General features: G+C 60.6%; 14 protein-coding genes and 1 pseudogene. 6 read left to right on the forward strand and 9 right to left on the reverse strand.

Going from position 1 to position 11,124, the window contains the following annotated elements:
• Positions 1-11: 11 nt before the first annotated feature.
• Complete coding sequence (gene serS, locus LCH64_RS22960) at positions 12-1,292, forward strand: serine--tRNA ligase (protein ID WP_003223852.1); 1,281 nt, start codon at positions 12-14, stop codon at positions 1,290-1,292.
• Positions 1,293-2,687: a siroheme synthase CysG gene (cysG, locus tag LCH64_RS22965; RefSeq protein WP_226501330.1), complete on the forward strand. Its 1,395-nt coding sequence runs from the start codon at positions 1,293-1,295 to the stop codon at positions 2,685-2,687. It begins immediately after the preceding gene.
• A gap of 117 nt (positions 2,688-2,804) precedes the next feature.
• On the opposite strand, the gene LCH64_RS22970 is transcribed toward cysG, so the two are convergent.
• The 8 genes from LCH64_RS22970 to LCH64_RS23005 form a co-directional block, all read right to left on the reverse strand.
• Positions 2,805-3,806 carry a glutathione S-transferase family protein gene (locus tag LCH64_RS22970; protein ID WP_226501331.1) on the reverse strand — a complete coding sequence of 334 codons (1,002 nt, stop codon included), beginning with the start codon at positions 3,804-3,806 and terminating at the stop codon, positions 2,805-2,807.
• Positions 3,807-3,897: 91 nt separating this feature from the next.
• Complete coding sequence (locus LCH64_RS22975) at positions 3,898-4,899, reverse strand: glycosyl transferase family protein (RefSeq protein WP_226501332.1); 1,002 nt, start codon at positions 4,897-4,899, stop codon at positions 3,898-3,900.
• The gene (locus LCH64_RS22980; protein WP_003223861.1) at positions 4,896-5,231 is read right to left on the reverse strand and encodes a TusE/DsrC/DsvC family sulfur relay protein; all 336 of its coding nucleotides are present in this window, start codon (positions 5,229-5,231) and stop codon (positions 4,896-4,898) included. The genes LCH64_RS22975 and LCH64_RS22980 overlap by 4 nt, the downstream gene beginning before the upstream one ends.
• Positions 5,228-5,521, reverse strand: a complete 294-nt coding sequence (tusB, locus tag LCH64_RS22985) for a sulfurtransferase complex subunit TusB (RefSeq protein WP_226501333.1) — start codon at positions 5,519-5,521, stop codon at positions 5,228-5,230. Before tusB ends, LCH64_RS22980 begins: the two co-directional genes overlap by 4 nt.
• Entirely contained in the window at positions 5,521-5,877 is a 357-nt protein-coding gene (gene tusC / locus LCH64_RS22990; protein WP_103521193.1) for a sulfurtransferase complex subunit TusC, read from the reverse strand. Before tusC ends, tusB begins: the two co-directional genes overlap by 1 nt.
• A 1-nt stretch (position 5,878) precedes the next feature.
• Positions 5,879-6,271, reverse strand: a complete 393-nt coding sequence (tusD, locus tag LCH64_RS22995; protein WP_226501334.1) for a sulfurtransferase complex subunit TusD — start codon at positions 6,269-6,271, stop codon at positions 5,879-5,881.
• Between the two features lie 179 nt (positions 6,272-6,450).
• The gene (locus tag LCH64_RS23000; RefSeq protein WP_226501335.1) at positions 6,451-7,155 is read right to left on the reverse strand and encodes a YoaK family protein; all 705 of its coding nucleotides are present in this window, start codon (positions 7,153-7,155) and stop codon (positions 6,451-6,453) included.
• Between the two features lie 25 nt (positions 7,156-7,180).
• Complete coding sequence (locus LCH64_RS23005; protein ID WP_226501336.1) at positions 7,181-7,510, reverse strand: DUF6388 family protein; 330 nt, start codon at positions 7,508-7,510, stop codon at positions 7,181-7,183.
• Positions 7,511-7,644: 134 nt separating this feature from the next.
• On the opposite strand from LCH64_RS23005, the gene LCH64_RS23010 reads away from it, so the two are divergent.
• The gene (locus LCH64_RS23010) at positions 7,645-7,995 is read left to right on the forward strand and encodes a hypothetical protein (RefSeq protein ID WP_103486093.1); all 351 of its coding nucleotides are present in this window, start codon (positions 7,645-7,647) and stop codon (positions 7,993-7,995) included.
• Between the two features lie 110 nt (positions 7,996-8,105).
• Here the strand turns inward: LCH64_RS23010 and LCH64_RS23015 are convergent, their stop codons facing one another.
• Entirely contained in the window at positions 8,106-8,531 is a 426-nt protein-coding gene (locus LCH64_RS23015) for a GNAT family N-acetyltransferase (protein WP_103521195.1), read from the reverse strand.
• A 149-nt stretch (positions 8,532-8,680) separates the two neighbouring features.
• Between LCH64_RS23015 and LCH64_RS23020 the strand changes: the two genes are divergently transcribed.
• The 3 genes and pseudogenes from LCH64_RS23020 to LCH64_RS23030 all read left to right on the forward strand — a co-directional run.
• The gene (locus LCH64_RS23020) at positions 8,681-9,118 is read left to right on the forward strand and encodes a hemerythrin domain-containing protein (protein WP_003223870.1); all 438 of its coding nucleotides are present in this window, start codon (positions 8,681-8,683) and stop codon (positions 9,116-9,118) included.
• A gap of 223 nt (positions 9,119-9,341) precedes the next feature.
• On the forward strand, positions 9,342-9,977 hold the full coding sequence (locus LCH64_RS23025) for a lytic polysaccharide monooxygenase auxiliary activity family 9 protein (protein ID WP_003223871.1): 636 nt from the start codon (positions 9,342-9,344) through the stop codon (positions 9,975-9,977).
• A gap of 40 nt (positions 9,978-10,017) precedes the next feature.
• Positions 10,018-11,019: pseudogene (locus LCH64_RS23030) on the forward strand (chitinase); the annotation flags it as partial.
• Between the last annotated feature and the right edge of the window lie 105 nt (positions 11,020-11,124).

Genomic DNA, 11,124 nt, shown 5'->3' on the forward strand with positions numbered 1-11,124 from the left:
GAGAAACCGACATGCTCGATTCCAAACTGTTACGTAGCAACCTTCAGGACGTAGCGGACCGCCTGGCTTCCCGTGGCTTTGCCCTGGATACCGCGCGCATCGAAGCGCTGGAAGAACAGCGCAAGACCGTCCAGACCCGCACCGAAGCACTGCAGGCTGAGCGTAACGCGCGTTCCAAATCCATCGGTCAGGCCAAGCAGCGCGGCGAAGACATCGCGCCGCTGATGGCGGACGTCGAGCGTATGGCGGGCGAGCTGAGTGCCGGTAAAGTCGAGCTGGACGCGATCCAGACCGAGCTGGACTCGATCCTGCTGGGTATCCCCAACCTGCCGCACGAATCGGTACCGGTCGGCAAAGACGAAGACGACAACGTCGAAGTGCGCCGCTGGGGCACCCCGACGCAGTTCGATTTCGAAGTGAAAGACCACGTCGCACTGGGTGAGAAGTTCGGCTGGCTGGACTTTGAAACCGCAGCCAAGCTGTCTGGCGCGCGTTTCGCCCTGCTGCGCGGACCGATCGCCCGTCTGCACCGCGCCCTGGCGCAGTTCATGATCAACCTGCACGTCAACGAGCATGGCTACGAAGAGGCCTACACGCCTTATCTGGTTCAGGCCCCGGCGCTGCAAGGCACCGGTCAACTGCCGAAGTTCGAGGAAGACCTGTTCAAGATCGCTCGCGAAGGCGAAGCCGATCTGTACCTGATTCCGACCGCCGAAGTGTCGTTGACCAACATCGTGGCCGGCGAAATCGTCGACTCGAAACTGTTGCCGATCAAGTTCGTCGCCCACACCCCGTGCTTCCGCAGCGAAGCCGGCGCGTCGGGTCGCGACACTCGCGGGATGATCCGTCAGCACCAGTTCGACAAAGTTGAAATGGTGCAGATCGTCGAGCCGTCGACGTCGATGGAAGCGCTGGAAGGCCTGACCGCCAACGCCGAAAAAGTCCTGCAGCTGCTGGGTCTGCCTTACCGCACCCTGGCGCTGTGCACCGGCGACATGGGCTTCAGCGCCGTCAAGACCTACGATCTCGAAGTGTGGATTCCGAGCCAGGACAAGTACCGCGAAATCTCGTCGTGCTCCAACTGCGGCGACTTCCAGGCCCGCCGCATGCAGGCGCGTTTCCGCAACCCGGAAACCGGCAAGCCTGAGCTGGTGCACACTCTGAACGGTTCCGGCCTGGCGGTCGGTCGTACGCTGGTGGCGGTGCTGGAAAACTACCAGCAGGCCGACGGTTCGATCCGCGTGCCGGACGTACTGAAGCCGTACATGGGTGGCCTTGAGGTCATCGGCTAAATGAAATATCTGCCGCTGTTTCACAACCTGCGCGGCAGTCGTGTGTTGGTGGTCGGTGGGGGGGAAATTGCCTTGCGCAAATCCCGCCTGCTGGCCGATGCCGGTGCGCTGCTGCGGGTGGTCGCACCTGAAATCGAAGCGCAACTGCGCGAACTGGTCAGCGCCAGCGGTGGCGAATGTCTGCTGCGTGGTTACGTGGAAGCGGATCTGGACGGTTGCGGGCTGATCATCGCCGCCACCGACGACGAAACGCTCAACGCTCAAGTCTCCAGCGATGCCCATCGGCGTTGCGTGCCGGTCAATGTGGTCGACGCGCCGCAGCTGTGCAGCGTGATCTTCCCGGCGATCGTCGATCGCTCGCCGCTGATCATCGCGGTGTCCAGCGGCGGCGATGCGCCGGTGCTGGCGCGTCTGATTCGCGCCAAGATCGAAACCTGGATTCCCTCAACTTATGGCCAATTGGCCAGACTGGCCGCACGTTTCCGTAATCAGGTGAAAAACCTGTTTCCGGATGTGCAGCAACGTCGTGGTTTCTGGGAAGACGTGTTTCAGGGGCCGATTGCCGATCGGCAACTGGCCGGGCAGGGCAGCGAAGCCGAGCGTCTGTTGCAAGCCAAGATCGATGGCGAAGCGGCGATCACCACCGGTGAGGTGTATCTGGTGGGGGCGGGGCCGGGTGATCCGGATCTGCTGACCTTCCGCGCCTTGCGCCTGATGCAGCAAGCCGACGTGGTGCTGTACGACCGTTTGGTCGCTCCGGCGATTCTTGAACTGTGCCGTCGCGATGCCGAGCGCGTCTACGTCGGCAAGCGTCGCTCTGATCACGCGGTGCCACAGGATCAGATCAACCAGCAACTGGTCGATCTGGCCAAGGCCGGCAAACGCGTGGTGCGCTTGAAGGGCGGTGATCCGTTCATCTTTGGTCGCGGCGGTGAAGAGATCGAAGAGCTGGCGGCCCACGACATTCCGTTCCAGGTGGTGCCGGGTATCACGGCGGCCAGCGGTTGCGCGGCGTATGCCGGGATTCCGCTGACCCATCGCGATTACGCGCAGTCGGTGCGCTTCGTCACCGGGCACCTGAAGGACGGTTCCACCGATCTGCCTTGGGCCGACCTCGTCGCTCCGGCGCAGACGCTGGTGTTCTACATGGGCCTGGTGGGCTTGCCGGTGATCTGCGAGCAACTGATCAAGCATGGTCGTTCGGCGGACACTCCGGCGGCGTTGATCCAGCAGGGCACTACGGTCAATCAGCGGGTCTTTACTGGCACGCTGGCCGACCTGCCACGCCTGGTGGCGGAGCATGAAGTGCATGCGCCGACGCTGGTTATCGTCGGTGAAGTGGTGCAGTTGCGCGAGAAACTGGCGTGGTTTGAAGGGGCTCAGGCGCAAGTCTGAAAACCGAGTTGCCCTCATTCGCGAGCAAGCCCGCTCCCACATTGGATCTGTGTCATGCGCAAATCCAATGTGGTAGCGGGCTTGCTCGCGAAGAGGCCCTCAAAAACACCGAATCAATTAACCCCGCCGCCAAACTCCCTTCCCGCTCAGCCGCTCCCGATCATGAGCGATGGTGAAATCCTGCTTCGGCCCCTTCGGCACAATCCCCGTCGGATTGATGGTCTTGTGGCTACCGTAGTAGTGATTTTTGATGTGCTGAAAATCCACCGTCTCGCCAATCCCCGGCCACTGATACAGCTCACGCAGCCAGTTCGACAGGTTCGGATAATCAGCAATCCGCCGCAGATTGCACTTGAAGTGTCCGTGGTACACCGCATCGAAGCGAATCATCGTGGTGAACAGTCGCACATCGGCCTCGGTCAGGTATTCACCCGTCAGATAGCGATTGGCGCCCAGCACCCGTTCCAAGTGATCCAGCTCGGCAAACACCTCATCGAACGCCTCTTCATAAGCCTGTTGCGAGGTGGCGAAACCGGCGCGATACACGCCATTGTTCACCGCCGGATAAATACGTTCGTTCAGTGCATCGATCTCGCCGCGTAACGGCGCGGGGTAGAAGTCCAGCTCGTTACCGGTCAGGTCATCGAAGGCGCTGTTGAACATGCGGATGATTTCCGCCGATTCATTGCTGACGATGCGCTTGAGTTTTTTGTCCCACAGCACCGGCACGGTGACGCGGCCGGTGTAGTCGGGCGTGTCGGCGGTGTAGCGCTGGTGCATGAAATCGAAGTGATCGAGCTTGTCGCCAGTCGAGCCGTGGGCCTTGTCGAAGGTCCAGCCGTTTTCCAGCATCAGCCAACTGACCACGGAGACGTCGATCAGGCTTTCCAGGCCTTTGAGCTTGCGCAGGATCAGCGTGCGATGCGCCCAGGGGCAGGCGAGGGAAACATAAAGGTGATAGCGCCCGGCTTCGGCGGCGAAACCGCCTTCACCGCTAGGCCCTGGCCGGCCGTCAGTGGTGACCCAGTGACGGCGCTGCGCCTGTTCGCGCTGGAACGCGCCGTCCTTGCTGCTTTCGTACCACTTGTCCTGCCAGTGGCCGTCGACGAGTAAACCCATGATCAAGACTCCTGAATCCAATAAGCGTTGGAGCCGAGTCTATTCCGATGAGTTCGAACAAAAAGCGCAAAGATCGGGCGTCGATGATCGGTTAAATCGATTTGTTACGTGCAGCCCAGTATTGCTCGGCGGTTTCGAACGCTTGCTCGCGACTTTGACCGAGACCGCGCAGGGCCAAGGCCATGGTCGAGATCAGCGCCAACTGCGGATAGCTGTCGACCACCTCGCCGCGCCAAACCGCTTTCAAATGCTCGACATCCAGCGAGGACGGTTTGACGTGGCGCTGGCTCGACAGTTGCGGCCATTCCTCGTCCCAGCTCTCGCCGCCTGTGGTGCCATAAAGGTGGCTGTCGGCATCCGGGTTGATCTCGATTTCGCCGCCATCGCCCTTGACCACGATCGCCGTGTCGCCGAGCAGACCGCTGGCCTCGCGATGCACCGCTTGATAGCCCGGGTGGAAAATGCTCTGCAGGCCACAACGCGCGTGCAGCGGATTGAGAATCCGTGCCAGCGAATGGATCGGCGAACGCAGGCCCATGGTGTTGCGCAGGTCGATCATCTTCTGTAACTGCGGCGCCCAGTCCATCAGCGGCATGAACGCCAGACCGCCGTTGTCCAGCGCGCTGCCGACCTGCTGCCAGGTGCGGCACAGCGGAATGTTCAACTCGCCAAGCAGTTGTTCGGTGTACATCCGTCCGGCGGTATGCGCGCCGCCGCCGTGCATGAAAATCCGCACGCCGTTTTGCGCCAGGCACTTGGCCGACAGCAGATACCACGGCAGATGGCGCTTCTTGCCGGCGTAGGTCGGCCAGTCCAGATCGACGTTCAGCGTTGGTGCTGACAGGCGCTCGCGGAGGGCTTCGGTGAAACCGGCCATTTCCTCGGCGCTTTCTTCCTTGTGCCGCAGCAGCATCAGAAAGGCCCCGAGCTGGGTGTCTTCGACTTTGTCGTCGAGCACCATGCCCATGGCTTCCCGTGCTTCCTCGCGGGTCAGGTCGCGGGCACCGCGCTTGCCCTTGCCGAGGATCCGCACGAATGGTGCGAACGGGTGTTCGGCGGGCGTTTCGAGGGTCAGCGCTGGAAAGTCGGTCATAAGCAATTCGTCGGTTTGGGCAGGCCCGCCAGTTTCGCGGCGAGTTTGGCAGGGGTGCCTTTGAACAGTCGGTTCAGGTGCAGGCTGTTGCCTTTGTCCGGGCCGAGTTTGAGTGCGGTGTACTTGATCAGCGGGCGGGTGGCCGGGGACAGCTGGAATTCTGCGTAGAAGCTGCGCAGCAGTTCGAGGACTTCCCAGTGTTCCGCCGTCAGTTCGATGTCTTCGGCGGCGGCGAGGGCGCTGGCGACGTCATGGGACCAGTCGTCGAGGTCGACCAGAAAGCCGTCCTTGTCCAGTTCGATGGCGCGGGCGCCGACAGTCATGGAGTTCATAGCCAGCTGTTGACCTTGTCGTGGTGGATCGACAGTTCGACGAAGGCCGGGTAATCGATGGCTTCGGCCCAGTCGGGAACAACGATGGCACGGGCCTGCAGGTCTTCGGCGAGGGCGAACAGCTTGACCCGGCGCTCGTTCAGCGTGTTGAACGGCGCGGTGCCAGATTGCAGCGCGTAAACGGCATCGCCGGATAACAGCAGGGCGTCGGCAGCGCCGATCACGCGCAGGCAACTGCTCAGGCGATCGTCGCCGAACGGGGAATGAGACAACACATGCAAAGTCGACATCAGAGGGTGATCACCTGGTCGTAACGGTCAATGAGGGCGGTGATTTCGCTGGCGCCGAGTGGTTGCGCTTCGTCCAGCGACAGACTGCTCAGGCCACGATGGCTGGCGCTGTCGGCGCAGTAGAACAGTTCTTCAACGCCGAACATCGGCAGCGCCTGCAGGTTGGCGCTGAGGTCTTTCTGTTGCAGGGCCTTGGCGTTCTGTCCAGCGGCCAGTTGCAGCACGCCGTCGTCGAGAAACAGCAGGCCGATCGGCAGATCGAACGCGCCGCCGGCCAGCACGATGTCCAGCGCTTCGCGGGCGCCGGGGCCGGACCACGGCGACTGGCGGCTGATGATCAACAGCGATTTGGCCATCTCACGTGCCTCCGAAACAGATCAGTCGATCGGCGTCCTGCACCGCATCGTGCAACTGGCCGAGGCCGGACAATTCCCACGGCGCGCTGACCGCGACGGCATCACGCTGGTAGCGTTTGGCTTCTTCGTCATTCAGCACACCACGGCGCAGGGCGGCGGCGATGCACACCACGCCGTCCAGTTGCTGCTCGCTGATGAACGCGCGCCACTGTTTGGGCAGGTCCAGTTCGTCCTGCGGGGTGACCACCGCGTCGGAGGCGTTGTAGACGCCGTCCTGATAGAAAAACAGCCGGACAATCTCATGCCCGCCGGCCAGCGCAGCCTGCGCAAACAGCAGGGCACGGCGCGAGGAGGGCGCATGGGCGGCGGAAAACAGCGCGATGGCGAACTTCATGACGGACTCGATCAGCAAAACTGCGGCCATGATAATGCTTTATGAAGGCAGCCGCGAAACCAAGTGAAGCACATGCCCTCTGTGGGAGCGGGCTTGCTCGCGAAGTCGTTGGGTCATTCAAAACATCTTTGACTGATGCACCGCTTTCGCGAGCAAGCCCGCTCCTACAGAATCGTATTTCAGCGGGGCATATAGCCCAGTTGCCAACGCCGCGGAATGCTCAGGGACAGCACGCCCAGTACAGCAGCCAGCAAGCCGCTGGCGAACAATGCCCGAAGCCCGAAATGCTGTTCCAGCACCGCGCCGAGAATCGCGCCGATGAACATCCCGCTCCATGGCACCAGTTGTACCCGCCAGCCGTTACGGCGTTCGCCGAGCATCCAGCGCCCCAGTCCACGGCCGAACCGCGACAACGCTCCGGTCACGTAGGTCAGGCCGACCGGCAGACCGTTCACTTCCTCGACCGCCGCGTTGAGCATGCCCATCGCGATGATCGCCGCGAGCAGCGCCGGCAGTTGCGTGTCATATGGCCAGGCGGCCGCCAGGCAGAGCAAGGTGGCGATGCACAGCAACAAGGGCAATGTGCGCCGACCACCGAGGCGCCCGATCACGATCCCCAAGGCATTACCGAACACGAAGGTGACGACGAGGATGATCAGGCGCAGCGTCAGTCCGAGGTCGCCGTCACTGATCGCCACCGCCAGCCGCGTGGTGTTGCCGCTCATGAACGAAACGAAATCGCCGCTGGCCATGAAGCCGATCGCGTCGGTCATGCCCGCCAGCACCGACAGACTGGCCACCAGTGCCAGACCGATACGGCCACGCCATTTCTGCCGGTGCAGATGTCCGGACGTGGCGCGGTGAGTCGAGGTCGAAGGCAGCATCGGCGGCGATATCCTTGAGCGGCGGTTACGGTTCTAACCCATACAGGTCGCAATAGTCCGGCCAGCTCATGTGCGCCATTTCCGCCACCTCGCGGTGCACCTCCATGCGCTGGGCCTGATAGTCCTCGGGCGTTGCCGCCGTCAGGAGCAAGGTCAGTTCCCAGGCGAACAGGCCTTGATGCTCCGCCTCGGCCTCGAAGGCTTCGTGCAGGCGTTCTTCACGATACTGCGCCGGGGTTTCGCCCTTGGCCTGGGCCAGCAGCGGATTGAGATGATCGAGGGTTTCGCGCAGGTCGGGGCGCGCGTCGAGAAACAGTTTCAGGGCTTGTTCATGTCGCTGATCGGTGGGCGCCATGTGTGTTCCTTGTGAGGCTGATGACCCTAGGGTGCCGGAGCGGCCGATGCGTGTCGCGCTATAAATGCAGTAAAGCAGAACGATTTTGCCTGTTGCGGTGATACAGTCCGCTTTTTTCTGAATGAGCGAATGCAATGCGAATTCTGATGGTAGCGCTGGCCGCGACCGTGCTGGCTGGCTGCGCGGGTTCGGTGATGGATGATTCTCGCACCAAAGCACCTTACAAGGTTCTGACCTCGGACAAGCCCGAGCAAGTCGTGGCCCAGTGCGTGCAATTCGCCTGGCAGGACGAAGCGGTGTTTGGCGTGGATGCGGGGGCCTATCTGCAACCGGGCAAGAAGGGTGGTTCGACGGTGTATACGCGTTCGGCGGAGTCGTTTGTCGACGTGACCAGCGATGCGTCGGGGACCGTGCTCAATTATTACGTGCAGAAGGATGATTTTGTCGCCAAGCGCCGGTTGGCGGGGTTGGCGACCTGTCTTTGATCTTGCGTTGAGGCGGCTGCCGCCATCGCGAGCACGCTCGCTTCTACAGGATTGGTGACAAATACAAATCCAGTGTAGGAGTGAGCCTGCTCGCGATGGGGCCAGTGCATTCAGCCGATCAATCGCTTCTGGAAATAATGACGGCTATGCCCCGGCGGGTAGTCGACGATCTCGCCAAACTGGCTGAATCCCAACTTCTTGTAAAACTCCGGCGCCTGAAAATCGAAGGTGTCCAGCCAGATGCCCAGGCAGTTCTTCTCTCGGGCCAGATTTTCCGCCATGGCCATCAGTTCCGAGCCGATGCGTTGTCCGCGGCCCTGTTCCGGGACGCACAGCAACTCAATGTACATCCAGGTAAAAATCACCCGGCCATACAAACCGCCGAGAATCGCGTCGTGTTCATCGCGCACCAGCAGGGCGAAGGGTTCTGACACGGAACCACCGGTCTGGGCGTCGTTATACGCAATCAAAGGCTCGAGAATGGCCTTGCGTTGTTCTTCCGTGGGGTTCTGCGACAGCTCGATTCGTAACGTCATGCGCAACTTCCTTGTGAGGTGAATCCGCAGCCTATCCTGCCGGGGGGGCGTCCTCCAAGTCCTTCCTCAAGCCTTTGGAACCGTCGCTGAGACGTCGGGGTCTAGGTTTTACAGCGTCATTTCCGAACGCGACTGATGAGGATCACCCCATGAATATTTTCGAAGCCCTTCGCGAAAGCCATGACCGCCAGCGCAGCTACGCCAAAGCCCTGGTCGAAACCAGCGGTGATACTCCGGAGCGGGTTGAGGCCTACAAGCAGCTCAAGGCTGAACTGCAGGCCCATGAAACCGCCGAAGAACGCCACTTCTACATCCCGCTGATGGAATTCGACAACGGTGTCGACCTCAGTCGCCATGCCATCTCCGAGCACCATGAAATGGACGAGATGATGGAAGAGCTGGACGAGACCGAGATGTCCAGTCCGGCGTGGCTGGCGACCGCCAAGAAGCTCTCGGACAAGGTTCATCACCATCTCAAGGAAGAGGAACAGAAGTTCTTCCAGATGGCAGGCAAGTTGCTTGACGACAAGCAAAAAGAACAGCTCGCCGGGCAGTACGAAAAGGAATACCAGGCACAACTGGAGTGAGTGGTGAATGCAGGTTTTTGCTGTGTTGGCGTGTAGGCCTTTAGCCATGCATCAGGTGGGTGTTGTCTCAATTGACTGGATATACATCCAGTATTTTCGGTGTTTTCAATGCGGGCGGTCGATTGCCTGCGACAAAACCGCCGATGGACAAAAAAACCACCTCCGTTAGCTTGAAGGCCTCTCCTCGGACAGGAGAGTTCTTAAATCAACGGAGTGAAAAAACATGAATCAACCACAAGCTCAAACCCAACTGCGACACGGTCGCGTCACCTCTCCAGCCAGCCGCGGTGCGGTAGCCATCGAGCAAGGATTGCTCGGTGCCTGGCAGGTCAACGAAATGGAAGGCGGCAAGAACTTCCCGGCGCTCGTGGCAGGGCCTTTTCCTGCTCCCTATGGCAGCGACAGTGACAGCGTCACACCGCCCGCCGATGGTTACATTCTCAGCGGCGGCAAGACCGATGCCCGTGACTGCGTAAACTTCACCGATGAGGAAATGAGCAAGAAGCTCAACCGTCCGTTCAACTGGCCGCTGCTTAGCGTTACCCCGGGCCAGACACTGGAAGTGAAGTGGGAATACACCGCGCCGCACACCACCCGCGGCTATCGCTGGATGATCACCAAGGATGGCTGGGATCCGAAACAGCGGATTTCCCGTGCACAGCTCGAGGCGCAGCCTTTCGCCGAAGACTTCTACACTCAAGTGCCGTATTACAGCTATCCGGGGGAATTGAAGGCCAAGGTCAATCATTCGGTGAAATTGCCGGCCAATAAAAAAGGTCGTCACGTCATCGTGTTGATGTGGATCGTCGCCAACACCGGCAACGCGTTCTATCAGGCGTTCGACGTCGACTTCAAATAACGGCGTTACGCTCAACCCACAGGTTCTGAAGGATTAGAACATGTCAAATATCGACTTCACGCTAGTGCAAAACCAGGCGGCCGACGCGGCCTCGCTGATGCCGAGCATCGCCGGCAAAAAAATACTCATGGGCTTCTGGCACAACTGGCCGGCGGGTCCGAGTGACGGCTATCGCCAGGGCCGATTCGCCGAGATCGCTCTGGAAGCCGTGCCCAAGGAGTACAACGTGATCGCGGTGGCGTTCATGAAGGGCAGCGGAATTCCGACTTTCAAGCCGTACAACGTCTCCGATGCCGAGTTCCGGCGTCAGGTCGGCGTACTCAACAGCCAGGGGCGGGCGGTGCTGCTGTCCCTGGGGGGCGCCGATGCACACATCGAATTGCGCAGCGGGCAGGAGCAACCGCTGGCCAATGAAATCATCCGTATGGTGGAAACCTACGGCTTCGATGGGTTGGACATCGATCTTGAACAGAGCGCGATTGATTTCGCTGCCAACAAGACCGTGCTACCAGCCGCGCTGAAACTGGTCAAGGATCACTACGCAGGCCAGGGCAAGCACTTCATCATCAGCATGGCCCCGGAGTTTCCGTACCTGACCACCAACGGCAAATACGTTGGTTACCTGCAGGCACTCGAAGGCTATTACGACTTCATCGCCCCGCAGTTCTACAACCAGGGCGGCGACGGGGTCTGGGTGCCGGAAGCCAATAACGGCAATGGCGCGTGGATCGCGCAGAACAATGATGCGCTGAAAGAGGACTTCCTCTATTACCTGACCGAAAGTCTGGTGACCGGGACCCGCGGTTTCACCAAAATCCCGGCGGACAAATTCGTCATCGGCCTGCCGGCCAACGTCGATGCGGCCGCCACCGGTTATGTGATCGACAGCACCGCAGTGGGCAATGCGCTCAAGCGTCTGGCGATCAAAGGGCTGCCGATCAAAGGGCTGATGACCTGGTCGGTGAACTGGGATAACGGTGTCAGCAAGGATCGCGTGCCGTACAACTGGGAGTTCAGCCGGCGTTATGGGCCGCTGATTCACGGCGTCCGCACAGCAGAGCAGGAAACGGATGAAGCGTTATCGCGCCTCGCCCGTTAATCGCAAATAAAGAAGCCCGGTAGCGCTGCCGGGCTTTTTTTGTGGGCG

Source organism: Pseudomonas sp. MWU16-30322 (assembly GCF_020515535.1).
Classification (GTDB): Bacteria; Pseudomonadota; Gammaproteobacteria; order Pseudomonadales; family Pseudomonadaceae; genus Aquipseudomonas; species Aquipseudomonas fluorescens_H.

Coding starts and splice junctions, on each gene's coding strand:
- serS (WP_003223852.1), top strand. CDS start 12: ATGCTCGATTCCAAACTGTTACGTAGCAACCTTCAGGACGTAGCGGAC.
- cysG (WP_226501330.1), top strand. CDS start 1,293: ATGAAATATCTGCCGCTGTTTCACAACCTGCGCGGCAGTCGTGTGTTG.
- LCH64_RS22970 (WP_226501331.1), bottom strand. CDS start 3,806: ATGGGTTTACTCGTCGACGGCCACTGGCAGGACAAGTGGTACGAAAGC.
- LCH64_RS22975 (WP_226501332.1), bottom strand. CDS start 4,899: ATGACCGACTTTCCAGCGCTGACCCTCGAAACGCCCGCCGAACACCCG.
- LCH64_RS22980 (WP_003223861.1), bottom strand. CDS start 5,231: ATGAACTCCATGACTGTCGGCGCCCGCGCCATCGAACTGGACAAGGAC.
- tusB (WP_226501333.1), bottom strand. CDS start 5,521: ATGTCGACTTTGCATGTGTTGTCTCATTCCCCGTTCGGCGACGATCGC.
- tusC (WP_103521193.1), bottom strand. CDS start 5,877: ATGGCCAAATCGCTGTTGATCATCAGCCGCCAGTCGCCGTGGTCCGGC.
- tusD (WP_226501334.1), bottom strand. CDS start 6,271: ATGAAGTTCGCCATCGCGCTGTTTTCCGCCGCCCATGCGCCCTCCTCG.
- LCH64_RS23000 (WP_226501335.1), bottom strand. CDS start 7,155: ATGCTGCCTTCGACCTCGACTCACCGCGCCACGTCCGGACATCTGCAC.
- LCH64_RS23005 (WP_226501336.1), bottom strand. CDS start 7,510: ATGGCGCCCACCGATCAGCGACATGAACAAGCCCTGAAACTGTTTCTC.
- LCH64_RS23010 (WP_103486093.1), top strand. CDS start 7,645: ATGCGAATTCTGATGGTAGCGCTGGCCGCGACCGTGCTGGCTGGCTGC.
- LCH64_RS23015 (WP_103521195.1), bottom strand. CDS start 8,531: ATGACGTTACGAATCGAGCTGTCGCAGAACCCCACGGAAGAACAACGC.
- LCH64_RS23020 (WP_003223870.1), top strand. CDS start 8,681: ATGAATATTTTCGAAGCCCTTCGCGAAAGCCATGACCGCCAGCGCAGC.
- LCH64_RS23025 (WP_003223871.1), top strand. CDS start 9,342: ATGAATCAACCACAAGCTCAAACCCAACTGCGACACGGTCGCGTCACC.